Origin of the sequence: Chryseobacterium lathyri (assembly GCF_019970085.1) — a bacterium.
In the GTDB taxonomy this organism is placed as follows: Bacteria; Bacteroidota; Bacteroidia; order Flavobacteriales; family Weeksellaceae; genus Chryseobacterium; species Chryseobacterium lathyri.
On record NZ_JAHXYG010000006.1, the window covers coordinates 36,840 to 62,551 of the forward strand.

The following is a 25,712-nucleotide window of genomic DNA, read 5'->3' on the forward strand; positions in this document are numbered from 1 at the left end:
TTTAGTAGTGAAAAAAGTTAGTTTTGCAAAACTTTATGACACCTAAAAAGTACACCAAAAAGACGGCCAAAAAAGTACATGAGAATCGTCGGAAGAATTATTTTTTCCGGAGAAAAGTAATATTAGCTGTTTTAATTCTTGCTTTAATAGGAACAGGATTTTACCTGAAACAGTCGGTTAGCTATTATTATGCACTGTACTTCAATAAATTCAGACATAAAAAACTACACAACAGTGAAGTGGAAGCAGCAAGGATACAGAAAATCCTTACCGCTAATCTCGATAAAACATATGGTTTTGATGTTTCTCATTATCAGAACAGGGAAGATATCAAATGGGACAGTCTGAGCATTGGAAATAAAACAATTCCACTGGAATTTGTAGTCATGCGTGCCACAATGGGAAACCGAAATGCCGACAAGCATTTTGATGAGTTCTGGATAAAAGCCCAAAAGCATAATCTGATTCGTGGAGCCTACCATTTTTACAGGGCTGATGAAGATCCTGTGATCCAGGCTAATAATTTTTTAGCGAATGTAAAACTGGAAAGCGGTGACCTTCCCCCTATTTTAGATATTGAAAAGATCCCGAAAAGAAAAACGAATAAAAAACTGATAGAAGATTTAAAGGTATGGTGCAAGATCATAGAAGAAACGTATGGGGAAAAACCGATCATCTATACCTATTATCATTACTATAAAGACTTCCTGAAAGGAGAATTTGACGATTATCCGCTCTGGCTGGCGAATTACAATGATGTACCCTCTCCCACTCCCAATGATCATTGGGATTTCTGGCAGTTTACGGAAAATGGTATTGTTCATGGCATTAACACCAAAGTAGATCTTGATATCTATAATGGAAGCACCTGGTCGTTAAAAAGACTTACGCTGGATTGACAGGGAAGGAAGAAACCCGAAAGAATTATTTCTCCCGGGTTTAATCAATTTTTAAATTAATTTATAAGTTTAAGAAATAACCGAAGGAGGCCAATTATCAGCAATATCTTCCAGCCTGCCTCTTCCAACCTAAAATTATTTCCCCAGAAATTTTGAAATATCTGCATTCAGCTCATCAGCATTTTCGAAAGGAATCATGTGGGTTGCATTTTTATAGATCTTAAGTTCAGCATGTGGGATCTGTTTGGCTATCATTTCAGTATGATCCTGTTTGATCACATCTTTATCACCTGCAATCACCAGAACCGGACTTTGTATTTTTGCCAGATCTTTTTTACTGATATGAGGCTCATTCAGCATAATTTCTACCAGTCTGCGTTCGTTGAATTTTCCAGATTTATTCTCTATATTCAGCACCAGAAGCTGATTTTTCATATGAGAAATAAGTCTTTCGTCGACACCTTCAGGAAAAGCATTGGCACCAATGGTAATCAATTTGTTCAGGTTTTCCGGATATTTTAAAGCAAACTCTAATCCTGTGACTCCACCGTCGCTCCATCCGGCAATATTAATTTTATGCAATTCCAGCTTGTCTGCAAGCATTTTTATATCTTCTGCAAATTGGGTATAGGTAAAATCTCTTTCGGAAGTATCAATACTTTTACCCTGCCCTCTGGTATCTACAACAATTACTTTAAACTGTTGGGAAAGAACCGGAATCTGCTGGTAAAAATCCTGGATACTTCCTGAATTCCCATGAAGAAGAAAAAGCGGTTCTCCTTCACCATAAATTTCGTAATAAAGCTTTGTACCTTTTAATTGAAGATAGCTGCCCGAAGATTCGTTTTTCCCATACACAGAGTTTTTAGATTCCATACTATATTGGGAAACATCTGGGATCAGCCCTTCGAGGTCATCTCCAAAAGCAGCCGTTTCATCTTTGATATTCTTTGCGCTTTTATCCACTTTTACATCGATATTAATGGCTGGGGCTGCCAGGGTTATTTTCTGCCAGTCACCATAAAATTTTCTAATAAATCCCGTTCTGAACAATGCAGCACTGATATTAACCTTTCCGTCAAATTCTTTTAAAAACTGAATTCCGATAAAGAATTTTCCCTGCACCCAGATATTATGATCATTCACATCCAGTGTATAAGTTCCGTCTTTAATCATATCTTCCGTAAGTTCTACTGTGATTTGTTCATCCAGGATATTTTGGTCGGGAAAACCGTTTTTTTCGGTATAAAGACTGTATCTCATCAGCACGGGCTTGTCTGAAATATAGCTGGCGATATTCAGGTTGATATTTTTGATCTTGGATCTTCTGCTGGCGTTAAATTCCAAAGCAGTTTCACCAAGAAAATCTTCTTTTTTGAACTTAGGATTAACGGAATACAGAACACTTTTTGTTTTCGTATTGACGCCCCAGTTTTTATCAACCAGCTTTTTAACTTTAATATTGACTTCCTTTATATTTTTAACTTTTTCTTTTAAAAATATCTGCTGACCATCATATTTCCTGAAATTCTGTACAGTTTCAGAATAAGGCTCATAGCCGGGAACCTCTATTTTTAGTTTTTTTGATGGATCAAATCCCGAAAGGTTAATAGCAAAATTTCCTTTCTCATCGGAAACAGTACCGGCGTTCTCTTTTTCTACCCCAATTTTTACGTAAGGAATCGGCTGTTTTTCATTTCCGGAAATTACAGTTCCCAAAATCACCTGTGCATTAAAAAAATAGGCTGCTAAAAGTAAGAATAAAGCATTGAGTTTTTTCATAGTATAAGTTTGATGCAAAATTCTTTATTTTCTCCCTTGAATACTCACAATGACTTATTAAATTTGGTTTGTATTTAGTTAAACTTATTTAAAAAAATCACCAGTCTGTGATAGGAATTCTAAAAAATGCATAAACTTTTCTTTTTACAGAATATTCATGATCTCTTCCCATGAATGCACTCTTTTGTAATTTTCATTTTCTATCAGCTCGTTGTGAGGTTGGGTGAAAATTAGTTTTTCTCCGGCAAAATGATCCAGATTTTTAGGATAATCATCGATCATTACATCACCGTGTACCACTTTTTTGCTTCCACACAAAACAATTTGTTCCCAGCTGATAAACGGAAAATGTTCTGCCAACCAATCAAATTTTTCTCTTAAGCTGTTAGGAAACTCCATCCCAGCAGAAACAATGTAGAGCTCATATTTGTTATTAATGTATTCCAAAGCTGCTCGGCTTCCTTCCATGACAGGAAGCGTTCTGAAAAAGCCAACTTCATTAACGTGTTTTTTTCCATTGGGAAACGCTTCAGTTTCAGGCATTCCTGCCAGATCATTGATTTCAATTTCTCTTCCTGAGTCTCTTTTTTCAAACTGCACCAGCTGATGGTACACATCTGCCATTACCCCGTCCATGTCTACGATTACTTTTTTCATTATTTTAATATGTAATTTTATGAAAGCTTAAACTTACAACATATCAAAAAAAATAAAAAATATCATCTATACAAAATAAAAATTCAAGACAAATTTATCTCATCGCAGCCTATTCAACGAAAGGCTTTCTTTGAATCCATTCTTTTTTAGGATTTAATCCTATGAAAATTCTTTTCATAAATAAATTGACCAAAGAATTATTATGCTTTATCAATCCGAAAATTTCAATAGGTTCCGCACCAATGGTTGATTTTATTTCCAAAGCTGTTCTCCCGAAAATTATTCTTTTAGACTTATTGCTAATTGCGAATTCTACCATATCTAAAAGCATGTTGAGATACAGTTGCCTTTCTTTTTGAATTTCTTTATCATAGCCTAAAAAATAGGTGTCAATATCTTGATTATTGAGGATTAAAGTATAGAATCCAATCAGCTTTTGGTTTAAAAAATATCCAAATACTTTAAAATTTTTATTGATATTTTTCTTCATGCATTCAAAATGATGTTCAGCAAGAAAAAAGGTATTGAACGGAGCATTTTCAGCTACATTTTGATAGAGAATATTCATTTCATCCTGATGCTTTTGTATCTCACCCAAATTCATTTCATGCTTTTCTATATTTTCAAATTTCTTTCGGGCAGAGCGGGCTCTTGTCCTGTATTTTTTAGAAAAATCATTCAAATAATCCTCATACACAGTCCAGCTTTCGTTTATCTTCAATATCATATTAGGCTGAACTGAAAATCGGAAATAGGGCTGATGGTTTTTACTCTGGAAATAGTTGACAAAATTGAACTGATAATCTTTATAAATGATCAAAGACGTTTTTCTGATGTCTTTCTGCATCTTCTGAACCGCCCTGTCCAAAAGTGAAACTACCTGTTCAAAAGTAATTTTGGCAGCATCAAAATAAAATCCATTCTGGCCTGTCAGCATATTGTTTCCCAAGATCATTACATCTTTACTGAATTTTCGGGCAAAGAAATTCCTGATATTGCCCCAGACTTCATTTTTCTGAAAGGTCACATGATTCTGGAAATTTAAATATTGGAATAAAGCACCGCCAATCAAATCATCATTATAAAAGAAACCGGCATAATAGCAGTCCATATTGGCAGGCCCGGAAGATTCCAAAATATTGAAATATTCTTTGGAAAGCATAATATTCCGGTTTCCGATCACAGAATTCCACTGTGAAGGTAAATCCGAAACGCTATTGTATATTTTTAAATTATATGACATAAAAAAGGCCACAAATGTAGCCTTATCATTTGGATCGTTAGAATTTTATTTTTGTGTAACCCAATTAAAGCCATCCGGCAAATACCAGCCACAGACAATTCCGCCCATAATGGTGATCGTTATGGTCCAGTATGCAGTATTAATGAAAGTATATTTCCAGGATTTCCTTTCAAACATTACATTAATTGCAGTAATGGGAAATATCAAAAATACTCCGGCTATAAAACAATGCAAAGCACCGTGGCCAAAAGAACGATAGGCCATTCCGTAATCTTTCATGAAGGCAAAAAATGAAGGTTTTGCATTCATTTCATCTCCACCAACCATGCCTAAGGCTCCAAGTTGATGTATTGTAATCATTTGCAGAAAAAAAGCGATCAGAAAAGACAGGATAAATGAAAAGACAAAAATAAATCCCATGTTTGATCCTTTCATTTTCTCTTCTGTCAGCCCCGATTCCTGCATCCAGACAGTTCCGAACATTTTTGGATGATACCAGATAAATCCCATAATAAGTGGAACCAATGCGGCTACAGCAATAGCCAATAAGTTAATTTCCATCATAATATTGCATTTTAATAAGTATATCAAATCTACATTAAAATACAACATAAAATGAAATTTACGTAAATTATAATTCATTTTAACTATAAATTAAAAGAAAATAGAATAAATTCAATAAAAATCTAATATTACATTCCAATCCTATACTAATTATAAAAAAAATGATTTACGTTTTAAAGATTCTTATATAATGGCATTAGTAAGTTTTAAGTGTGTACATTTTCGTATTTTTGCAGCTCAATTGAATTTTTAAATCAAACCCATTAAATTCCAATGAATTACGTTTCTGTAGAAAATCTTACTAAATCTTATGGCGTCAAAGTTTTGTTCGAAAATATTTCTTTTCATGTAAATGAAGGGGACAAAATAGCCATTGTCGCCAAAAACGGAAGCGGAAAATCTACCCTTCTTAAAATATTAATGGGGAATGAAATTGCAGACAGCGGGACTGTAAATATTAATAAAGATATCCAGGTGGTTTTATTTGACCAGGAGATTGAATTTGATTCTGATCTAACGATTGATGAGTTTATGATGACGCTTGATTCTGCGCCTATTCAGGCTCTGAAGAATTATCATCAATCTCTGCTCTCCACAGATTATGATTTCATTGAAAAAGCTTTGGCTGAAATGGAAATTCATAAAGCATGGGATCTGGAGAATGATATGAAACAAATTCTCTCCCAGCTGAAAATCACTGATCTGGAAGCAAAAATGGGAACCCTTTCCGGTGGACAGATCAAACGTGTTGCTTTAGCAAAACTACTGACTGAGACAAGAGCGGAACACCGTCATACTCTTCTGATCATGGATGAGCCAACCAACCACCTTGATGTGGAAATGGTAGAATGGCTCGAAAGTTATTTAAGTAAAGCGAAAATTACCTTAATACTGGTAACCCACGACAGATATTTCCTGGATGCGGTTTGTGACATTATCTGGGAAATGGAGGATAAAAATCTGTATTTCCATAATGGTTCTTATGCAACCTATCTTGAAAACAAGATGATTCGTGAGGATAATATGAATGCAACCATCGACAAGGCCAACAATCTTTACAGAAAAGAACTGGAATGGATGCGAAGACAGCCCAAAGCAAGAACTACAAAATCGAAATCCAGACAGGATGATTTTTACGAAACTGAAAAAATAGCTAAAACCGACACCAGAAAAGAATCTCTGGAACTTGATTTTGAAATGAAAAGGCTCGGAAACAAGATTCTGGAACTCAGAAATATTTCTAAAAGTTATGGTGAGAAATTATTATTAAAAGATTTCAGCTATCAGTTTCAACGGGGTGAAAAAGTAGGAATTGTAGGAAAAAACGGAGCCGGAAAATCTACATTACTGAATATTATCCAGGGGCTTGAACCTAAAGATTCCGGGGAAATTGAAACGGGTGAAACAATCAAATTCGGATATTTTTCACAAAAAGGGCTGAAGTATAAAGAAGATGAAAGAGTTATTGATTTTATCAAGGAAATTTCTGAAAATTTTCCTTTAGCCAACGGAAGAACAATCTCTGCATCACAGTTTTTGAGATTATTCTTATTTGATGACCAGACACAATATTCGCCTATTTCGAAACTTTCAGGAGGGGAAAAAAGGAGACTGCATTTAATGTATATTCTGTATCAGAATCCTAACTTTCTGATATTTGATGAACCTACCAACGATCTGGATCTTCCGACTTTAACCGTGCTGGAAAATTTCCTGTTGAATTTTCAAGGTAGCTTAATTATTGTATCTCACGACAGGTATTTCATGGACAGAATTGTTGATCATATTTTAGCTTTTGAAGGAGAAGGAAAGATCAGAGATTTTATCGGAAACTTTTCAGAATACAGGGAAGCTAAAAGCCGCGAGGATGCACTGGAAAAAAATGCGGTATCCAAACCGGAACCTGTAAAAGAAATTGTTGCAGTACCAGAGATTCAGCAACCTGCTTCTCAAAAAAGAAAAATGTCTTTTAAGGAGCAAAGGGAACTGGAAACGATAGAAAAAGAAATGCCTGAGCTTGAACAGCAACGTGCTAAGATCATGGATCAGCTAAATAATGAAACAGACTATGAAAAAGTCTCTCAACTTTCTGCCGAATTAGAAACTATTTCTGAAAAGCTTGAAAACTATGAGATGAGATGGCTGGAACTTCAGGAAATATAATAAGTGAGAGTGTTTGAGAGTGGGAGTGTTTGAGTGTTAAGGAAATTCTAAATATCAAATACTTTTACACTCAAACACTCCCACTCTCAAACTCCTCTACCCTACAGGTATACTATTTTCCCTTCTTTTGAACTTTCCAGGGATGCATCTATGATTTTCATATTCTGGACAACCTCTCTTCCCTGAGATGGTAATGCATATCCGAAAACGATATATTCATAAATCTGCTGATAATAATCCATATAGTTCCCGGGTTCGCTGGCAGTCAGCATTCTTTTGGTTTCTGAGCTTTCATTTACGAAATTTAAAATCCCGTCCGTCCCTTTTAAAGGCTCTGTCCATTCTTTGCCATAAACCGGTATGGCTCCTGCAACCAGTTCATTTTCCTGATTATCAGTTCTTTCCTGCAGGAAGCTTCCTTTTTCTCCGTGAATAGCATAGGCATAATGAGCTTCTTTGCTAAACACAGATGATTTCAGCCTTACTCTTAAATTGTTTTTGTAATAAAGCAGAATTTCAAAATAATCATTGGCATATTCCTGTCCTTTCATGGAAAACACATCAGCAAAAAGCTTTTCAGGATATCCAAAATATTGGACGGCCTGATCTACAAGATGGGCACCAAGATCATGCAGGGAACCTGAACCCGTCTGCTGTGGATCTTCTTTATGCTGTTTTCCGCTGGGTGTAGTACGGAACCTGTCGAAACGGATTTCGGTTTCTTTAACATCTCCTAATTTGCCGTCATTCAATATTTTATGAACCTGCAGAAAATCTCGGTCGAATCTTCTGTTTTGATAAACACTCAGAAACAGTCCTTTTTCTTCCGCCAGATTCACAAGCTCTTCTGCTTCTGAAACACTAACGGTGAAGGGTTTTTCAACAATTATATTTTTTCCTGCTTCAAGTGCCATCTTTGCATATTCATAATGGGTCTGTACAGGTGTATTGATAATCACAAGTTCAATATCTGCATTCTGAAGCATTTCTTCTACCGAACGGTAAATAGTTGCTTCCGGATATTTTTCTTTTGACTCTTCTTTACTTCTCTCTACTACGGCAGCCATAAAAAATCCGGGATGTTCTTTCAAAAATGGAGCATGAAATATTTTTCCGCTCATTCCAAAGGCACAAAGTCCTGCTTTTATCAATTGCATACTATATAATTTTCAACAAATATATTCAATAATCCCCAGTTTAAGAAGGCATAGAAGCAATCGGTTCTTTTACAGCATTCATAAAGTATGATTTAAATCATTTTATTATTTTTATCAATTCTAAATTAATATTTCAAAAAACCTTATTTTTGCCGCTATTTAAAACTAGTCTACATAAAAATAAAATGAATAAACAACTTGCATCTATAGGATTTTTATTGGCAGCCTTATCTTTAAGTGCTCAATTGAAAAATATTGAAGCCGATACCATCAGAACCCAAACCATTGAAGACATTAATCTTCATAAGACAGGAAATCCAAACCAGGCAAGGACTTTATCCACTAAGTCTACCCTTACGGTAATGGAAAACCCTCAGGCTATCTCCATTGTAACTCATGAAATTATTGAGCAACAACAGGCCAAGCAGCTGAGCGATGTTCTTCAGAATGTAAATGGTATGTACATTACTTCATCCAGAGGAAATTCTCAGGACAGTTTTGGGGGACGTGGTTTTATTTTGGGAAATGATAATATTTTTAAAAACGGTACAAGGGTTAACAGTGGTGTTTTTCCTGAAGTAAGTGGTCTGGAAAGAGTTGAAGTACTGAAAGGAGCCAATGCCATGCTGTACGGAAATACAGCTGCAGGAGGAATCATTAATATGATCACTAAGAAGCCTAAATTTAATTTTGGCGGAAGTGTAGGACTGAATGGTGGAAGCTGGAATTCTTATAAGCCAACAGTTGATATTTATGGACCTTTATCTAAAAATATTGCATTCAGAGTCAATGGTGCCTATGAATATGCTGAAAGTTTCAGAGATGTTGTACAGTCTGAGAAATACTATTTCAATCCTTCATTTTTATTCAATTTGAGTCCGAAATCACAATTGATTGTAGAAGCGGATTATCTTAAAAATAATTTTACTCCCGATTTTGGGATTGGTTCTATTACCAATGCTGACAAAAGCTACTCTATGAATAATCTGCTGTCCAGAAATGCATTCCTGGGAACAGACTGGCAGTATCAAAATGTAGAACAACTATCAACTAACATCACATTTAATCATCAGTTCAGCGAAAGATGGTCATTGAATGCCACTGCTTCTTATCAAAATTACACTAAGGATTATTTTTCCACAGAAAGGATACAATGGGAATATACAACCGGTAATCGATTAGCATGGAAAAGACCTTTAAACAGAACTTACAACGAACAAAATTACACATCGTTCCAGGCTAATATCAATGGGGAATTCAACACCGGAAAAATTAATCATAAAGTTTTAATAGGAGCAGATGCTGATTATGGCATTGCCGATTCTTATACCTATTATGATCCCACTATCGCAGATCCTAAAAAGGCATTATATGGAACGGCTTATTTGTTCGGTACAAACGGAAACCCTAACAGCTCAGTTTATTTGGATGATCCGTCTACATGGACAGGTGGTAGTATGCCTACTTCGGAACATGTAGCAAAATTTGAACGTTCAAGAATTCCTACACAGAGAATAGGAGTATATGCTCAGGATTTCATCAGTATTTCAAAGCAATTTAAGGTACTTGCAGGCTTAAGATGGTCTTATGTAGAAAACAAAAGCACAAGAAAAGAAAACTTCAAGGACAATACTACCCCTTATGTTCCGTTCTCAAGTTCTTCCGATATGGCTATATCGCCAAAAGCAGGTATAGTATATATGCCAAATGATAATTTATCAGTATTTGCAACCTATACCAACTCATTCTCCAATAATGTTGGTTTAGATAGACAAGATCAAGCTCTTAAGCCTACTTATATTGATCAGTATGAAGTAGGAGCAAAGAAAAACCTGTGGAATAATGCCTTGGCTATTAACCTTACTGTTTATCAGATTTTATACAAAAATTATTATCAGGTTGCTTTAGATGATAAAGGATTACAGATAGACCCTAACGGACTTTTAAAAGATTTTGCCGGAAAAATGAGGAGCCGCGGTGTGGAATTGGATATTACAGGAAACCCAAATGAAAATTTATCCATTATAGGTGGTTTCTCATATAATAATTCAGTTTATCTTGATACTCCTGAACAATTTGGATATGTAGAAGAGCAGAGACTGGTAAGAACTCCGGCCACCACAGCCAATGCCTCGGTATTTTATAAATTCACACGTTTTGCTAAAGGATTAAAAATAGGCGCTGGGGCTTACTATATTGGTGACCGACTAGCCGGATGGAATGATACAAAGACCGGAAGCAATAGTTTAGCTGCGAGAAATGGAGTAAGCAGAGTATTTGAATTAAAGGATTACACTACCGTATCTGTATCTGTAGGTTACGAATGGAAGAAATTCTCTATCCAGGGGAAAGTGGGTAACCTGTTCGATGTAGTGAATTACAATGTACATGAAAATTATTCTGTAAATCCTATTACGCCAAGAAACTATTATTTTACGCTTACCTACAAGCTTTAGAATTAAATATTATATAATTTCATCATTCAAAGTGGAAATTGCAAAAATGCAATTTCCATTTTTAAATATAAAAAAAGACATACAATATGGATAAGATCAAGGACACAAGAAGTTTTATGAGAGTTACACACCGCTATCTGGGGTATTTTCTTGCAGGAATAATGGCCATTTATGCATTGAGCGGAATTTTGCTTGTTTACAGGGATACTGATTTTCTAAAAAAAGAGAAAAAATACGATAAAACAGTCGCTGTCAATCTTACAGAGAAAGAGCTTGGAAAAGAATTGAAAATCAAAGGTCTTGAAGCAGAAAAAACGGAAGGTACTGTTATCTATTTTAAACAGGGTACTTATGATGCATCTACCGGAAAGGCAAAATACTCTAAAAAAGAACTTCCTTTTGTACTGGACAAAATGGTGAAACTTCATAAATCCCAGTCAAAAGAGACCTTATCACCCCTGAATACATTTTTCGGGATCTCTTTATTCTTTTTTGTGGTTTCCAGTTTCTGGATGTTTAATCCCAAAACAAAAGCTTTCAAACGCGGAATAAAATTCACTATTGCAGGCCTTATTATTTCGGTGATTCTTTTGTGTATTTAAATTACAAAATCATCAAAAAAAAGACCAAATAATTCACATTTCGATTACCTGAAAATTAACATTTATTCTGAGTTTTTATCTAAAATTAAGAAGCTTGGCACATTTCTTGTTTTTTCTTTAATCTACAAATGGTAACATTTAATTATTAAAATAATAAATTATGAAAAAACTAATTTTTGCAGGAATATTGGCAGCAACAGGTTTGACTGCAACAGCTAACGCTCAAATTCAACAAGGTAACTGGCTGGTAGGAAGCAGCTTAATATCAAGTAATTTTGGTTTAAATACTGGTGGAGGATACAATATTGGTTTACAGCCAAAAGGTGCTTACTTCATTAAAGATAATGTAGCTGTGGGTGGATATGTAGATTTAGGGATCAATAAAGTTACCAATGGCAGCCCTACTGAATTCACTTATGGTGTAGGTGGTTTGGGTCGTTACTACCTATCTCCGGGAGAAAAGGGTGTTGATAATTTGCTACACCACGGAAGATGGTTCCTTGAAGGTAATGTAGGTATCGGAGGTAGGTCAGTTGAAAATGCAGATTCTACAACTGGTTTAGATTTTGGTGCAGGTCCTGGTTATTCTTATTTTATTACTCCTAACATCGGTATTGAAGGTTTAGTAAAATACAAAGGCAGAGCAGGATTTGGTAGCGAAGGATTAAACTCAAATATTACATTCAACTTAGGGTTCAGTATTTATTTACCGACTTCAAAAGCTAAAGAAGTAGCTAATGATTTAAAATAATCACTTTATATTCACTTGAATAAAAAAATGAAATCGCCCCGAAATATTTCGGGGCGATTTTCGTACAAATTAAAACTAAACTATAAAAAATCAAATAAATCATGTATTAGGTTGAGGCGTATATCTCAGATACGGCTTTATTTCTGTCACTCCTTTTGGGAATATCTTTCTGGCATCTTCTGTAGAAATAGCAGGCGGTACAATCACATCATCACCATTTTCCCAATTGACAGGAGTAGCTACTTTATGCGAGTCAACCAGCTGAAGAGAATCCAGAACTCTTAAGATCTCATTAAAATTCCTTCCTGTAGAAGCCGGGTAAGTAATGATTAACCTTACTTTTTTATCGGGATCAATGATCAGCAAAGAACGTACGGTAGCTGTAGCAGAAGCATTCGGGTGGATAAAATCATAGAGTTCCGAAATTTTCCGGTCTTTATCTGCAATAATAGGAAACTGTACATCCGTATTCTGGGTTTCATTAATATCTTTAATCCAGCTTTGATGATCCTCTACTCCATCTACACTTAAAGCAATCACTTTTGTTCCTCTTTTATCAAATTCAGATTTCAGCTTTGAGGTGTATCCCAACTCTGTAGTGCATACCGGAGTATAATCTGCAGGATGTGAGAATAAAATTCCCCAAGAATTCCCTAAGAATTCATGAAATCTAATATCGCCTAAAGATGTTTCGGCTTGAAAGTCCGGTGCTGTATCTCCTAATTTAAGTGACATAATATTTTGCTTTGTTAGTCTACAAATTTAGTAGACTTTTTGAAACTGGCAAAATTTTTGTTGAATTTTTTCTATCTTTAATAAATTTTTTTTCATGCAGAACAATGGTTACAGCTACGTAGATGTTATTTACAGGGTTTTGGAGAGCTGGTATATGAGGTTTGCCGAGCTTACACCGAAACTTATTGTCGGAATTTTAGTATTTTCTTTTTTTCTTGTTACCAGTAAATACTTAAGCTTAGGTGCCGTAAAATTATTTCACAAATTTTTCCCTAAAAGCCAGAAAGAAAGTTCTCTGGTTACTTTAATAAGCATATTCAGATTCCTGATCATGCTGATGGGAACCTTTATTGCACTCGAAATCATGGGCTTCAGTGGTTTCCTTTGGAAGTTTATCGGAAGTTTAGGAGTAGCCGGGGTGATTGCCGGGGTTGCTTTGAAAGATCTGGTATCCAGTATTTTTTCTGGAATGCTCATTGGAATTGATAAGGCATTTAAAATAGGGGATTATATAACGATCGGAGCACATTCCGGAACAGTTCAGGAAATTGGTTTTTTAACAACAAAAATCATTACCGATGACGGAAAGAAAGCTTACATCCCCAATCAGGTAATTTTCAATGCACCTTTTTACAATATTACAGCATCGCCGCAGCGCAGAATTATTTTAAACTTCGAGATCCCTGCGGATGAAGATATCAGCAAAGCTCAGAAGGGGATGCTGGATGTCATTAAAAGCCTGGATGGTGTAGACAGGCTGGATACTTCGGAAGTGATCTTTACCGACTTAAAACAGGGCAATTTTAATCTCCAGGCTAAATTCTGGATGAAAGTAGGAGCCAACATAGTTCAGGTAAAAAGTGAAGCCTATCTGAAAATCAAGCAGCGTCTGGATGCAGACAATATCCAGCTGGTAACTCCTACAAGTATCAGCATTACGAATGGAGAATCTCTTCCTGCCGAAAATCAGGACAAATAAAATATCAGCCGCTTTTTTTAAGCGGTTTTTTTATGCTTCAAATTATTCTGATACTTTGATTTAAAGGTACATCTCTGATGTTATCGGGCTACAAAAAATTAAATTCAACCACAAAAGTCACAAAAGTTCTTTGACACTTAAGTTATTTTAAAGTTAAATAGATTGTGCATAGAAAGTACACTTAAGTTTTTAAGAAAATCTTTGATTTTCTGTTTATGTGAACTTATTGTTTTCAGGATGGTAAAACTTTTAAGCTAAAGTGATCTAAAGTGTTTAACATGAAAAACTTCTGTGACTTTTGTGGTAAAAAAGAAAACCGCTCCAAAAATGGAACGGTTTCTCAATTTATTTAAAAGTTCAGCTTACGCTAAAACTTCTTTTACTTTGTTGGCAGCTTCTTCTAAAGTAATTGCTGAATGTACAGGAAGACCTGAATCATCAATTAATTTTTTAGCTTCTACAGCGTTAGTTCCCTGTAATCTTACGATCAATGGAACAGGAAGGTTTCCCATAGCTCTGTAAGCATCTACAACTCCCTGAGCAACTCTGTCACATCTTACGATACCACCGAAGATATTGATAAGGATAGCTTTTACGTTAGGATCTCTCAGGATGATTCCGAAAGCTGTCTGAACTCTCTGAGCATCAGCAGTACCACCTACGTCAAGGAAGTTAGCCGGGTTACCGCCAGATAATTTGATGATATCCATTGTTGCCATTGCAAGACCAGCACCGTTTACCATACAAGCAACGTTACCGTCAAGTTTCACGAAGTTAAGACCAGCTTCACCAGCTTCAACGTCCATTGGATCTTCTTCTCTTGTATCTCTTAATTCAGCTAGGTCTTTGTGACGGAACAATGAGTTGTCATCCAAAGTTACTTTAGCATCAACAGCGATAATTTTGTTATCAGAAGTTTTTAATACAGGGTTGATTTCAAAAAGAGAAGCATCAATTCCAGTATAAGCATTGTAAAGAGATGCAATGAATTTTGTGAATTCTTTGAAAGCATTTCCTTCAAGACCAAGATTGAAAGCGATTTTTCTGGCCTGGAATCCTTGAAGACCTAAAGCAGGATCAATGATTTCCTTGTGGATCAAATGAGGAGTTACTTCAGCAACATGCTCAATATCCATCCCTCCTTCAGTAGAATATACAATCGTATTTTTACCTTCAGCTCTGTCTAAAAGAATAGAAACATAAAATTCTTTAGTTTCAGATTCTCCAGGATAATAAACGTCTTCTGCAACCAAAACAGAGTGTACTTTTTTACCTTCAGCAGAAGTTTGTGGAGTTACCAACTGCATTCCGATGATGTTCTGTGCATTTTCTTTAAGCTTATCCATGTTTGGAGAGAACTTAACACCACCACCTTTACCACGTCCACCTGCGTGGATCTGTGCTTTTACTACCCAAGCCTGAGCTCCGGTTTCAGCAGTAAGCTTTTCTGCAGCTGCTACAGCTTCGTCTACATTATTCGCTACGAAACCGCGTTGGATAGCTACTCCATACTTTGATAAAATCTCTTTTGATTGATACTCGTGAAGATTCATATTATTTTATTATTTTATTTTAAAATTTAAAGGTTGACAAATTTACTAAAAAGACATGGAAGTTCAAGTTTATTGACTTAAAAATTAAAGTGCAGTGAACTTGATTTTTAACATGTTTATCAAATTTGCTCTATTCTTCGGACAATTTCTCAGACTGTGAACCGATGAATGGAATTTTCGGAGCCAGAAAATAACCTGTCAGACTGGCAAAAAGTATCGGAACGAAATAAGTAAAGCCGGTTAAGGTTCCCAGAATAATCGTGGTGCTCATTGGTGTTCTTGTTACACAGGCATTAATTGCCGCCATACAGCTTACAATGGCTAAAGTAGTGTCAACCGAAGGAAACAGCTGATGAATAATCAGCCCTAAAGTGGTGCCTACAAAAAACAGCGGGATAATGAAACCTCCTCTCCATCCTGAAGTCACGGTAACCGCAATGGCTATGATTTTAAAAACCAGAATGACGATCAAAAAATTCAGGGCAAAACCCCCGTTGATCAGTTCGTTGATCTCATGATGTCCGAAGTATCTTGTGATTGGAAAATTATAGGCAATAATTCCTAAAATAATTCCTCCAACCAATGTTTTTATATAAATCGGAAACGACCTGTATTCAAAAACTTTTTTGAAAAATTTTACAACGAAAATAAAGATCCATCCGAAAACTGTAGCCACCACCCCGAATAAAAAGGCATAGATAAAATCATATACTCCTGAATAATGATAGGCTTTCAGATCCCAAGTTGCCCCTATTCCTAAATGAATAATCAGAGCGAACATCACATAACTGAAACAGCTCGCCACTAAAGCAGGAATAATAGCTTTATAATATTCCACTGCATGTTTGTGATGCAGAATTTCAAGGGAAAATAAACTTCCTCCAAGCGGAGCCCCGAATAAAGCGGTAAAGCCTGAAGCCATTCCAGCAATACTCAAAGAACGCAGCTCCTCTCCTTTCAGCCTGAAAATTTTCCCAAGCCAGGTTCCGGTAGAACCTGTTACCTGAACCAAAGGTGCTTCAGGACCTAAACTTCCACCCGATGCCACACAAAAAAGGGATGACAAAATCATGGAAGGATTATTTTTCGGCTCTAATTTTCCTTTATTAAACCTGATATTATTAACGATCAGATGGATTTCCCCGGGATCTCCGATGAAATGGATCACAAGTCCTGCCAGCAAACCGCAGACAGCCATGGTAGGGATAACCATCCAGCCCTGAAACTCAGCTAGAAATTCAGTAAAATGTTCTAATACGATCCAGTAACCTCCTGCAATAGCCCCTCCCACAAGACCTGTGAAAGCCCACATAAAAAAAGTCCGGCTGAATACAAAAGGATTGAATCTTATGGGTTGATCCAGAAGATTCAATGTTTTTATTAACCGTCTTCTTCTATTGATCTTCATTCTTAAATTCTGTTTTTAGCAAAGTAAAGAATAAGCATTCCCCAGCTCAGGATCATAAAAAGACCTCCCAGCGGAGTAACGGGTCCTAAAAATTTAAGGTTTGCTCCCAGGTAATCCTGCAGGCTAAGGAAATAAATACTGAAAGAAAATAACATGGTTCCCACAATCATCAAAATGGAAGTCCATTTTTCAGACGAAGTTTCAAATTTTAAAATATATCCGATTATCAGTAAGAAAAATGCAGCATACATCTGGTATCTCACTCCTGTTTCAAAGCTTTCAAGTCTTTCTACAGACAATATTTTTTTTAAAGCATGTGCTCCGAAGGCGCCCAGAATAACAGACAGCATTCCATACGCAGCACCAAAAATTAAAGTAATTGTTTTCATTTTTATAATTCTTCTAATTCTAGATTTAAATATTTTTTTGTTTTGTAATCCTGCCAGGTTCCGGTAATCATGCTGCCCTTTTTATTCGCTTCAATAAAAGCCCTCGGAATCCATTTTTCCAATTCTTCATCATGATGGTCATTCTCCGTAATGGAAATATGATCTCCCTGAATCTTTCCGTTCCATTCTATCAGTTTTTTATTTTTATCATACCAATACATGGCGGAAAAAGCATTTTCTCCATTATCCGTGTAAAGATGTTTGATCAGAACCGTAATGGGGTATTTATCAATTTTTCCTTTCAACAGCTTATACTGAAAACTTGTTGTATCAGTTTTTTCAGAACCTGACAGAAGATTTTTTGCGTAAGGACTCCAATATTTTTCTAGGTCTTTATAAGAAATTTCAATGATGTGACTTCCCAGATCATCCAATGCTCTCATCGCATGATTGGAACATCTTCCGGCAACAAAAGTCAATTGATCCTTTCCAAAATAGAATTCAATGTATTCCAGGGTATGCTCTAAAAAACAGTCTTCATACATTGCAATCTGCTCCTGAATTTCTTCTGTAGGATTTTTATCGGCTTTCAACTCTTTAAGAAATTCATCAACTCTTTTCCTGATTTTCTGATTGATTAAGCTTTCAATCGTTTTAACAGCATTGGGTTGAAATAAATCGGGACAATTAATAAAATTTCCTGTTCTGAGATCAAAATTAATCCATTTGGAAAAACCTTCCAGATAAGCTCCCGAAGCCTCGCCATCTATACCAATACTTAAAATATTTTTAGGGGTTTCTAATTTTTCCCAACTGTAAAAATAGAGATAATTGGTATAGGAATTGGTCGCAGTGGCAGCCTTTTTAAAAGGATCAAGGCCTGAATTCGGCACATATTCCAGTTCATTAACCTGCAGAAAGGTATTGATTTTATTTTCAACCAAAGGGTTTCCGGGATAGGAAACAACCGGAAAAACAGTATCTTCAGATTTCGGCTGCAAATCACTGATCTTTACATTTTTCTGCTGAGAAAAACTTAAACCAGAAATCAACAGGAAGAATACTATTTTCTTTCTCATTATTTTGAATGAATGTAGATTAAAATCAGTTTTGCCACCAACGTCGAAATTCCTAATATAATAAAGATATTAGAAAGCTTTTTAGAATTTCTAAAGCCCGGTGACGTCGTTTTCTTCAGGAAGATTCCGAAGATGATAAATACTATAGGTAGGATAATCTGCAGCATTATTGAGCTCTTAATCTGTTAAATTCATGAATAACCTCATGATGGCTTACCGTTTTGTCTTTAAAATAGTTAACAAAATGCTGTTTTTCCTCTTCTGTAGCACCCATTTGGTTTAGAATATTCAAAAGGTGCATCTTCATATGCCCTTTCTGGATACCGGTTGTCACTAAAGAACGGAGAGCGCCAAAATTCTGAGCAAGTCCGGAAACAGCCAGAATACTCATCAGCTCTTGTGCAGAAGGTTTTCCAAGTAATGCCAAGGAGAATTTTACTAATGGGTGAAGATTGGTCAAACCTCCCACTACTCCTACAGAAATCGGAAGATCGATCCAGAATCTGAAAATTCCGTTGTCCGTTGTACAGTGCGTAAGAGATCTGTATTGTCCGTCTCTCGCGGCGTAGGCATGAGCACAGGCTTCTGTTGCTCTGAAGTCATTTCCTGTAGCGATTACTACTGCATCCACTCCATTCATCACGCCCTTATTGTGTGTGGTTGCACGGAAAGGCTCTATTTCAGCAATGGTAACAGCCTGTTTGAATTTTCTTGCAAATTCTTCATTCGAAATTCCACTGTCATCCTTTAAATCATCAATCTTACATGAAACCTCAGCTCTTACGAGACAGTCCGGTGTAAAGTTGGAAAGAATATTCATCACAATCTGAAGCGAGTTTTTCTCTTCCTGTGTGAAATCTTCACTCGTTGCAATCTCCTGCTTCATTGTTTTTCCGAACTGCTCAAGACACGAATTGATAAAATTCGCACCCATGGAATCTACCGTGTCAAAGCTTGCTTTAAGCTGGTAATAATCCGGCATTTCGGAGGTTTTATCAATTAATTTGATATCCAGAATTCCACCACCTCGTTTTCTCATGTTGGCGGTAATATCTTCTGTAGCTTCAAACAGTTTTTTCTTTAATTTGAAATTAAAGAAATGCAGAAGTTTATGAGATTCCACACTGAAGATAAAGTGGGTATGCCCTAATTTTTCATTGTTAATAATGGTTGTTTTAAAACCACCTTTATCAATCCAGAATTTTGCAGCTTTTGAAGCAGCCGCCACTACTGAACTTTCTTCAACAGCCATTGGAAGAGCGAATAATTTCCCGTCAATTAAGAAATTGGGGGCAATTCCGTACGGCATATAGAAATTGGAGATCGTATTTTCAGAAAACTCTTCATGAAGTTTCTGAAGATCAGCATTTTCGTTCCAGTATTGTTTTAATATATTTTGATATTCTTCGTTTCCTTCAAGGTATTCGCTGACAAGCCAATCGATTTTCCCCTGCTTTGTAAGTTTAGAGAAACCTTCTACCGGTTTATGATTCATAGCATAAATTTAATAAGTGTAAAGATAGTAATTTTGAAAGTCTCCATTGTTGATAACTTCCAGAGAAAAAGATTGACATTTATCAATTTTGGAACTACTTTTGAACAAAGTTTAGATACAAATTATAACATCCTTCCGAAAAATGAATTTTGAACGCCTGAAAGAAAAACTCGAAATCCTTGCGGATGCAGCAAAATATGACGTTTCCTGCTCATCCAGTGGAGGAACGCGAAAGAATAAAAAAGGCGCCTTGGGAGACAGTTCCGTAAGCGGGATCTGCCATACCTATACAGAAGACGGACGGTGTGTTTCCCTGCTCAAAATCCTGTTGACCAATCATTGCATTTACGATTGTGCCTACTGCGTATCCAGAAGTTCCAATGATATTAAAAGAGCCGCTTTCACCGTGGAAGAGGTAACAGACCTGACCATTAATTTTTACCGCAGAAATTATATTGAAGGACTGTTTTTAAGCTCTGGAATCTTTAAAAATGCAGATACGACGATGGAGCGTCTGGTAAGGGTGGCAAAAAAATTACGTTTAGAAGAAAATTTTAACGGCTATATTCATTTGAAATCTATTCCGGGAGCAAGTGATGAGCTGATGCAGGAAGCCGCTCTTTATGCAGACAGGTTATCTATTAACCTTGAAATCCCAACAGAAAGCGGGTTGAAATTGTTAGCACCTGAAAAAAACCGACAGGATATGCTTAATCCTATGAAATATATTCAGAATGGAATTGCGCAATATAAGGATGAAAAGAAAATTTTCAGAAAGGTTCCTAAGTTTGCTCCGGCAGGACAGTCTACTCAAATGATCGTGGGGGCAACCAATGAAAATGATTTGCAGATCATCAAAGTGGCCGATCATTTTTATAAAAATTTCAATCTGAAAAGGGTTTATTATTCCGGCTATGTTCCTGTTCTGGAGGATAAAAGACTGCCTTCTCTGACTACAGAAGTTCCGATGCTTCGTGAAAACCGCTTGTATCAGTCGGATTGGCTGATGCGCTTTTACGGTTTTAAGGCTGAGGAAATTTTAGACCCGCATATGCCGTTTTTAGACCTTGAAGTTGATCCTAAATTGAGCTGGGCCTTGAGACATCTGCATCAATTTCCTGTTAATTTACAGACTGCAGATTATCAGATGATTTTAAGAATTCCTGGAATTGGCGTGAAAACTGCGCAGAAAATTGTGAGTGCAAGGCGTTTTCAGGTTTTAAATATGGACCATCTGAAAAAACTGGGAGCTGCGGTTAACAGAGCAAAGTATTTCATTGACTTTAACGCCGGAAATGCTTATCTAAAATATTTAACGGATAAAAATTTCAGAAAGCTGCTTGTGGGTGGAAGCTCTTCTAAGTTTCACAATCAGTTTTCACAGCAGCTGAGTCTGTTTTGATTTTAAACACCAATTACACGAATTGTTTCACGAACTTCACTAATCATTCTAAGACTAACATATTAACTCACTCTAAAACTCCAAAACCTTATAACTCTCTAAATTAACATGACCACTCTACTCTATGACGGCAGTTTCGACGGACTTTTTACAGCAGTATTTGAAGTTTTCGAATACCGGTATAAAGAGGTAGAAATAGTGAGCAAGGAGAGATTTCATCAGGAAAATATCTTTGCTGAAATTCATGAAGTCATTACTCAGAATGATAAGGCTGAACGGGTTTTAAGCAAACTGGAACAACATATTGGACAGTCAGGAATACATGAGTTATTAAAAGTTTATTTATCAGAAGATCCTGAATCGGAACGTCTTATTTTATCAGCCGTAAAACAGTCTGTAAAATATCCTGATGAAAATATTCTGCAAAATTATGCTGACAGCGATATTTTAAAAATTTCAAAAATTTGTAAATCGGTAAGCCGGGAAAGGCACAGAATGACTGCTTTTGTGAGATTTGAGAAAATGCAGGATGGCGTTTTCTTTGCGAAGATAGATCCTGACTTTGATGTTCTTCCGCTTATCCGTAAACATTTTAAAGACCGGTATCAGGATCAGAAATGGATGATCTATGATTTGAGAAGGAATTATGGAATTTTATACGATCTGGAAAGCTGCGATTTCTTTTATCCGGAAGAAAAACTGGATTTACATGAGTACCAGCAGAAGTTTCATGATGATGAAAACAACTATCAAAAGCTATGGCAGCGGTATTTCACAAAGACCAATATTGTGGAAAGAAAGAATTTGAAACTGCACGTTCAGCATGTTCCAAAAAGATATTGGACGTATCTGACGGAAAAGTGGTAATGTGGATTTACTGTGATAATATTCTCATAGACTGAGTTAGTGGTGATCAAAATATAACATTTATACTTTTATACTATTATGTAAAAAGTTATTTAGCGAAGTATTTACTTGGATGCTATTTGTTCATATGCTTTCCAATTTTTTTCGATAAAATATTTCACGTTGCCACAGTTTTAATGTAAATTCTTCAGAAACAAAAACAGCGAGGGATTTTTAAGCTTACAAATTTTAGACGATTTTAATTATTTATATTCAAAACTCTTCTCAACTTACTGCCATTATCTGAACTTGTTTTTGTAAATTTGTGTTCGAAATTTTTTACTAGATGAAAGAGAGTGCTGTAAAAAAAATTGCAGTTCTTACTTCAGGAGGTGACTCTCCGGGTATGAATGCAGCATTAAGAGCAGTCGTTAGAACTGCAAACTATTATAATATCGAATGCTACGGAGTAAGGGAAGGCTATAACGGACTCATCCATGATGATTTCCTGAAAATGGGCCCCCGTTCCGTAAAAAATATAATCAACCAGGGCGGAACGATTCTCAAATCCGCCAGATCTGTAGAATTCAGAACTCCTGAAGGACGTCAGAAAGCTTACGACAACTGTGTGAAACATGGTGTGGATGCATTGGTGTGCATTGGAGGTGACGGAACTTTTACCGGAGCAAAGATCTTCAACGAAGAATTCGGGATCAGGGTAATTGGTGTACCGGGGACTATTGACAATGATATTTTCGGAACGGATAACACCATCGGCTACGATACGGCTTTAAACACTGCTATGGAAGCTATTGATAAGATCCGTGATACGGCAACATCCCACAACCGAGTTTTCTTTGTAGAGGTAATGGGCCGTGATGCAGGTTTCATCGCTTTAAACAGTGGGCTGGCTACCGGTGCTCTGGATATTCTTATTCCTGAGAAGAAAGATAGCATGGAAGATCTTTTTGCCAATTTCAGAAAAGCTGAAAAAACAGGAAAAGCATCAAGCATCGTTGTAGTAGCTGAAGGTGAAAAGCTTGGGAATATCTACGAGCTTTCTAAACAGACCAAAGAGGAATTCCCTGATTACGATATCCGTGTAACCATCTTAGGACATATCCAAAGAGGTGGTTCTCCAAGCTGTGCAGACAGGGTTCTGGCAAGCAGGCTGGGTTATGGTGCCGTAGTGGGACTCATGGAAGGAAAAACAAATGTAATGGCCGGAATGCGTTCCAACGATATGGTGTACACACCGATCGAAGAAGCCATTAAAAAACATAATGAAATCAATAAAGATCTTTTACTGATTTCTGAAATTTTAGCAATCTAATTATTTTTTTATAATCTAAAACAAACTATTATGTCAACAATCAAAGTAGGTATCAACGGTTTTGGTAGAATTGGACGTCTTGTTTTCAGAGCAATGACTGAAAGAGATAACATTGAAGTAGTAGGAATCAATGACCTAATCAACGCAGAATACATGGCTTACATGTTAAAATATGATTCTGTACACGGTATCTTCCCGGGAGAAGTTTCTGTAGAAGGAAATGATCTTGTAGTAAACGGAAAAAGAATCAGAGTAACTGCTGAGAAAGATCCTAACAACCTAAAATGGAATGAGATCGGTGCAGACTATATCGTAGAATCTACAGGTCTTTTCTTATCTAAGGACTCTGCTCAGGCTCACATTAATGCCGGTGCTAAAAAAGTAATCCTTTCTGCTCCATCTAAAGACGACACTCCGATGTTCGTAATGGGTGTGAACCACAAAGAACTTACTGACGATATCAAAATTTTATCTAACGCGTCTTGTACTACCAACTGTTTAGCTCCTTTAGCTAAAGTAATCCACGATAACTTCGGGATCGTTGAAGGTCTTATGACTACGGTACACGCTACAACGGCAACTCAGAAAACAGTTGACGGTCCTTCAATGAAAGACTGGAGAGGTGGTAGAGCTGCTCTTAACAACATTATCCCTTCTTCTACAGGTGCTGCTAAAGCGGTAGGAAAAGTAATCCCTTCATTAAACGGAAAATTAACAGGTATGTCTTTCAGAGTACCAACTGTTGACGTTTCTGTAGTAGATTTAACAGTGAGAATTGAAAAAGCTGCTTCTTATGAAGAAATCTGTTCAGTAATTAAAGCTGCTTCTGAAGGTGAATTGAAAGGAATCTTAGGATACACTGAAGATGCAGTAGTTTCTCAGGACTTCGTAGGAGATAAGAGAACTTCTATCTTCGATAAAGATGCCGGTATCATGCTTTCTCCAAACTTTGTAAAACTTGTTTCATGGTATGATAACGAAATGGGTTATTCTAACAAGTTGGTAGATATGCTTGTACACGCTGCTTCTTTATCATAAATAATGAGCAATTAGCAATAAATAATGAAAACCTTCCCGATGGAAGGTTTTTTTGTTTTTATGACTTTATCAAATTATTACTTGGCTACAAATGGATTTTTATCAAACCTAAAAGATATTCCTACAAAAGGATTCACTCTGTACTGCATTTTATTCAGATTATCCGATGTCACTGAGGTGTCGATTGCCTGTCCCACTGTATAATCTGTATTAGGACGGTTTTGCTTGTGCACGGCAATACCTGCTGTCAGAATAATATTTTGTCCAATTCCCAGAGCACCACCGGCAAAAACAGACAACTCTTCAAAATCAAAGCCTAAACCACCTGTAAATCCGGGAGAAAAATTTCGCTGGTTATTCATAAAGGTAAACATAATGCTAGGCGTAAGATCCATCATTTTCCCATCCTTGTTTTCTGCTACTACATTATTTACAGAAGTAAACCTTGAGCGGCTTGTGAGAAAAACAGCATTTGCTCCGAAGGAAGTCGTCCATTTCCAGTCAGATTCACTTTTTATAATATACTTCCTTATTTTCTCTTCCCCTGTTACCCCAACATAAAGAATATACTGAGTGTTGCTTCTAAAAACCAATTCTGCAATTACGTCACTTTCGCCATGCAAGTTTTTAGTACTGTCTTTTTGCTTTCTCTCCATTTTCAATGGTTCATACTCAATAGCTTTCTTTCTAATGACCAGACTTTTCAACTGCGAGGATGGTATATATAATTTATAATTTCCTTTTTCAACGAGCATTTCCACGCTGTCGATTTCAACAGACAGATCAATAGTAATCGTTCTATTGATTTCCTTTTTACTGTTCTCTCCAATTTCCTTTCTTACTTCGACTTTTATTTGTGTAAAAAAAATTGAGGGCATAAAAATTACAAAAGCAAGAATTTTTAATAAATAAGTTTTCATGGCTATTAGTTTTATACAAAGTTTAAAATTCCATGAATACAAGTAAATTACCCGTTCGGGTGATTTTGAGTATCAAAAAGAGCAATGTTTGATGGAATATATTACAAAAGAAAAAGCCTCTCCAGCAACGAGAGGCTATTAGTTTATCATTTTCAAACAACTAAAAAGAAAAGAGTAAACTGTTTTTATAACATTCATTAATTAACTTCGAATAAACAGTGTATAAAATTTAATGCTCCGAGACTTACTATTTTCCTAATT

General features: G+C 36.2%; 22 protein-coding genes. 10 read left to right on the forward strand and 12 right to left on the reverse strand.

Annotated features, from left to right (window positions below):
- Positions 1–35: 35 nt before the first annotated feature.
- On the forward strand, positions 36–899 hold the full coding sequence (locus LC418_RS18525) for a glycoside hydrolase family 25 protein (RefSeq protein WP_223560228.1): 864 nt from the start codon (positions 36–38) through the stop codon (positions 897–899).
- Between the two features lie 135 nt (positions 900–1,034).
- Here LC418_RS18525 and LC418_RS18530 read toward each other — a convergent pair whose 3' ends face one another.
- The 4 genes from LC418_RS18530 to LC418_RS18545 form a co-directional block, all read right to left on the reverse strand.
- On the reverse strand, positions 1,035–2,681 hold the full coding sequence (locus tag LC418_RS18530; protein ID WP_223560229.1) for an alpha/beta fold hydrolase: 1,647 nt from the start codon (positions 2,679–2,681) through the stop codon (positions 1,035–1,037).
- A gap of 144 nt (positions 2,682–2,825) precedes the next feature.
- Positions 2,826–3,338 carry a 5' nucleotidase, NT5C type gene (locus tag LC418_RS18535; protein WP_111955149.1) on the reverse strand — a complete coding sequence of 171 codons (513 nt, stop codon included), beginning with the start codon at positions 3,336–3,338 and terminating at the stop codon, positions 2,826–2,828.
- Between the two features lie 109 nt (positions 3,339–3,447).
- On the reverse strand, positions 3,448–4,581 hold the full coding sequence (locus tag LC418_RS18540; protein WP_223560230.1) for an 8-amino-7-oxononanoate synthase: 1,134 nt from the start codon (positions 4,579–4,581) through the stop codon (positions 3,448–3,450).
- Between the two features lie 45 nt (positions 4,582–4,626).
- Positions 4,627–5,145: a DUF1761 domain-containing protein gene (locus LC418_RS18545; RefSeq protein ID WP_338075559.1), complete on the reverse strand. Its 519-nt coding sequence runs from the start codon at positions 5,143–5,145 to the stop codon at positions 4,627–4,629.
- A 273-nt stretch (positions 5,146–5,418) separates the two neighbouring features.
- Here LC418_RS18545 and LC418_RS18550 point away from each other — a divergent pair, with 273 nt between their 5' ends.
- Positions 5,419–7,308 (forward strand): ABC-F family ATP-binding cassette domain-containing protein, encoded by a 1,890-nt coding sequence (locus LC418_RS18550; protein ID WP_223560231.1) that lies wholly within the window; start codon positions 5,419–5,421, stop codon positions 7,306–7,308.
- 101 nt (positions 7,309–7,409) lie between these two features.
- Here LC418_RS18550 and LC418_RS18555 read toward each other — a convergent pair whose 3' ends face one another.
- Positions 7,410–8,465: a Gfo/Idh/MocA family oxidoreductase gene (locus tag LC418_RS18555; RefSeq protein ID WP_223560232.1), complete on the reverse strand. Its 1,056-nt coding sequence runs from the start codon at positions 8,463–8,465 to the stop codon at positions 7,410–7,412.
- A 185-nt stretch (positions 8,466–8,650) separates the two neighbouring features.
- Between LC418_RS18555 and LC418_RS18560 the strand changes: the two genes are divergently transcribed.
- From LC418_RS18560 to LC418_RS18570, 3 genes are all read left to right on the forward strand, one after another.
- Positions 8,651–10,921, forward strand: a complete 2,271-nt coding sequence (locus tag LC418_RS18560; protein WP_223560233.1) for a TonB-dependent siderophore receptor — start codon at positions 8,651–8,653, stop codon at positions 10,919–10,921.
- A gap of 86 nt (positions 10,922–11,007) precedes the next feature.
- Entirely contained in the window at positions 11,008–11,523 is a 516-nt protein-coding gene (locus LC418_RS18565; protein WP_111955159.1) for a hypothetical protein, read from the forward strand.
- Positions 11,524–11,683: 160 nt separating this feature from the next.
- Positions 11,684–12,274, forward strand: a complete 591-nt coding sequence (locus tag LC418_RS18570; RefSeq protein ID WP_111955161.1) for a hypothetical protein — start codon at positions 11,684–11,686, stop codon at positions 12,272–12,274.
- Between the two features lie 99 nt (positions 12,275–12,373).
- Here the strand turns inward: LC418_RS18570 and LC418_RS18575 are convergent, their stop codons facing one another.
- On the reverse strand, positions 12,374–13,009 hold the full coding sequence (locus LC418_RS18575) for a peroxiredoxin (protein ID WP_223560234.1): 636 nt from the start codon (positions 13,007–13,009) through the stop codon (positions 12,374–12,376).
- A 94-nt stretch (positions 13,010–13,103) separates the two neighbouring features.
- Here LC418_RS18575 and LC418_RS18580 point away from each other — a divergent pair, with 94 nt between their 5' ends.
- Positions 13,104–13,988, forward strand: a complete 885-nt coding sequence (locus tag LC418_RS18580) for a mechanosensitive ion channel family protein (protein ID WP_223560235.1) — start codon at positions 13,104–13,106, stop codon at positions 13,986–13,988.
- 362 nt (positions 13,989–14,350) lie between these two features.
- On the opposite strand, the gene sucC is transcribed toward LC418_RS18580, so the two are convergent.
- The 5 genes from sucC to LC418_RS18605 all read right to left on the reverse strand — a co-directional run bounded on the left by sucC (position 14,351) and on the right by LC418_RS18605 (position 19,912).
- Positions 14,351–15,541, reverse strand: coding sequence for an ADP-forming succinate--CoA ligase subunit beta (gene sucC, locus LC418_RS18585; protein ID WP_223560236.1), 1,191 nt, complete (start codon positions 15,539–15,541; stop codon positions 14,351–14,353).
- Between the two features lie 130 nt (positions 15,542–15,671).
- The gene (locus LC418_RS18590; protein ID WP_223560237.1) at positions 15,672–16,949 is read right to left on the reverse strand and encodes a chloride channel protein; all 1,278 of its coding nucleotides are present in this window, start codon (positions 16,947–16,949) and stop codon (positions 15,672–15,674) included.
- A 2-nt stretch (positions 16,950–16,951) separates the two neighbouring features.
- Positions 16,952–17,338: a DUF423 domain-containing protein gene (locus tag LC418_RS18595; protein ID WP_111955169.1), complete on the reverse strand. Its 387-nt coding sequence runs from the start codon at positions 17,336–17,338 to the stop codon at positions 16,952–16,954.
- A gap of 2 nt (positions 17,339–17,340) precedes the next feature.
- A complete protein-coding gene (locus LC418_RS18600; RefSeq protein ID WP_223560238.1) occupies positions 17,341–18,417 on the reverse strand; it encodes a hypothetical protein in 1,077 nt (358 codons plus the stop codon).
- Between the two features lie 166 nt (positions 18,418–18,583).
- Positions 18,584–19,912 (reverse strand): hydroxymethylglutaryl-CoA reductase, degradative, encoded by a 1,329-nt coding sequence (locus tag LC418_RS18605; RefSeq protein ID WP_223560239.1) that lies wholly within the window; start codon positions 19,910–19,912, stop codon positions 18,584–18,586.
- Between the two features lie 142 nt (positions 19,913–20,054).
- Here LC418_RS18605 and LC418_RS18610 point away from each other — a divergent pair, with 142 nt between their 5' ends.
- The 4 genes from LC418_RS18610 (at position 20,055) to gap (ending at position 24,531) form a co-directional block, all read left to right on the forward strand.
- Positions 20,055–21,314 carry a putative DNA modification/repair radical SAM protein gene (locus LC418_RS18610; protein WP_223560240.1) on the forward strand — a complete coding sequence of 420 codons (1,260 nt, stop codon included), beginning with the start codon at positions 20,055–20,057 and terminating at the stop codon, positions 21,312–21,314.
- A 108-nt stretch (positions 21,315–21,422) separates the two neighbouring features.
- The gene (locus LC418_RS18615; RefSeq protein WP_223560241.1) at positions 21,423–22,181 is read left to right on the forward strand and encodes a TIGR03915 family putative DNA repair protein; all 759 of its coding nucleotides are present in this window, start codon (positions 21,423–21,425) and stop codon (positions 22,179–22,181) included.
- 325 nt (positions 22,182–22,506) lie between these two features.
- A complete protein-coding gene (pfkA, locus tag LC418_RS18620) occupies positions 22,507–23,493 on the forward strand; it encodes a 6-phosphofructokinase (protein ID WP_116012686.1) in 987 nt (328 codons plus the stop codon).
- A gap of 30 nt (positions 23,494–23,523) precedes the next feature.
- Complete coding sequence (gene gap / locus LC418_RS18625) at positions 23,524–24,531, forward strand: type I glyceraldehyde-3-phosphate dehydrogenase (RefSeq protein WP_111955181.1); 1,008 nt, start codon at positions 23,524–23,526, stop codon at positions 24,529–24,531.
- Positions 24,532–24,608: 77 nt separating this feature from the next.
- On the opposite strand, the gene LC418_RS18630 is transcribed toward gap, so the two are convergent.
- Positions 24,609–25,451: a hypothetical protein gene (locus tag LC418_RS18630; protein ID WP_223560242.1), complete on the reverse strand. Its 843-nt coding sequence runs from the start codon at positions 25,449–25,451 to the stop codon at positions 24,609–24,611.
- Between the last annotated feature and the right edge of the window lie 261 nt (positions 25,452–25,712).

Coding starts and splice junctions, on each gene's coding strand:
- LC418_RS18555 (WP_223560232.1), bottom strand. CDS start 8,465: ATGCAATTGATAAAAGCAGGACTTTGTGCCTTTGGAATGAGCGGAAAA.
- LC418_RS18580 (WP_223560235.1), top strand. CDS start 13,104: ATGCAGAACAATGGTTACAGCTACGTAGATGTTATTTACAGGGTTTTG.
- LC418_RS18550 (WP_223560231.1), top strand. CDS start 5,419: ATGAATTACGTTTCTGTAGAAAATCTTACTAAATCTTATGGCGTCAAA.
- LC418_RS18600 (WP_223560238.1), bottom strand. CDS start 18,417: ATGAGAAAGAAAATAGTATTCTTCCTGTTGATTTCTGGTTTAAGTTTT.
- gap (WP_111955181.1), top strand. CDS start 23,524: ATGTCAACAATCAAAGTAGGTATCAACGGTTTTGGTAGAATTGGACGT.
- LC418_RS18605 (WP_223560239.1), bottom strand. CDS start 19,912: ATGAATCATAAACCGGTAGAAGGTTTCTCTAAACTTACAAAGCAGGGG.
- LC418_RS18570 (WP_111955161.1), top strand. CDS start 11,684: ATGAAAAAACTAATTTTTGCAGGAATATTGGCAGCAACAGGTTTGACT.
- LC418_RS18545 (WP_338075559.1), bottom strand. CDS start 5,145: ATGATGGAAATTAACTTATTGGCTATTGCTGTAGCCGCATTGGTTCCA.
- LC418_RS18530 (WP_223560229.1), bottom strand. CDS start 2,681: ATGAAAAAACTCAATGCTTTATTCTTACTTTTAGCAGCCTATTTTTTT.
- pfkA (WP_116012686.1), top strand. CDS start 22,507: ATGAAAGAGAGTGCTGTAAAAAAAATTGCAGTTCTTACTTCAGGAGGT.
- sucC (WP_223560236.1), bottom strand. CDS start 15,541: ATGAATCTTCACGAGTATCAATCAAAAGAGATTTTATCAAAGTATGGA.
- LC418_RS18560 (WP_223560233.1), top strand. CDS start 8,651: ATGAATAAACAACTTGCATCTATAGGATTTTTATTGGCAGCCTTATCT.
- LC418_RS18615 (WP_223560241.1), top strand. CDS start 21,423: ATGACCACTCTACTCTATGACGGCAGTTTCGACGGACTTTTTACAGCA.
- LC418_RS18610 (WP_223560240.1), top strand. CDS start 20,055: ATGAATTTTGAACGCCTGAAAGAAAAACTCGAAATCCTTGCGGATGCA.
- LC418_RS18525 (WP_223560228.1), top strand. CDS start 36: ATGACACCTAAAAAGTACACCAAAAAGACGGCCAAAAAAGTACATGAG.
- LC418_RS18630 (WP_223560242.1), bottom strand. CDS start 25,451: ATGAAAACTTATTTATTAAAAATTCTTGCTTTTGTAATTTTTATGCCC.
- LC418_RS18595 (WP_111955169.1), bottom strand. CDS start 17,338: ATGAAAACAATTACTTTAATTTTTGGTGCTGCGTATGGAATGCTGTCT.
- LC418_RS18575 (WP_223560234.1), bottom strand. CDS start 13,009: ATGTCACTTAAATTAGGAGATACAGCACCGGACTTTCAAGCCGAAACA.
- LC418_RS18535 (WP_111955149.1), bottom strand. CDS start 3,338: ATGAAAAAAGTAATCGTAGACATGGACGGGGTAATGGCAGATGTGTAC.
- LC418_RS18565 (WP_111955159.1), top strand. CDS start 11,008: ATGGATAAGATCAAGGACACAAGAAGTTTTATGAGAGTTACACACCGC.
- LC418_RS18590 (WP_223560237.1), bottom strand. CDS start 16,949: ATGAAGATCAATAGAAGAAGACGGTTAATAAAAACATTGAATCTTCTG.
- LC418_RS18540 (WP_223560230.1), bottom strand. CDS start 4,581: ATGTCATATAATTTAAAAATATACAATAGCGTTTCGGATTTACCTTCA.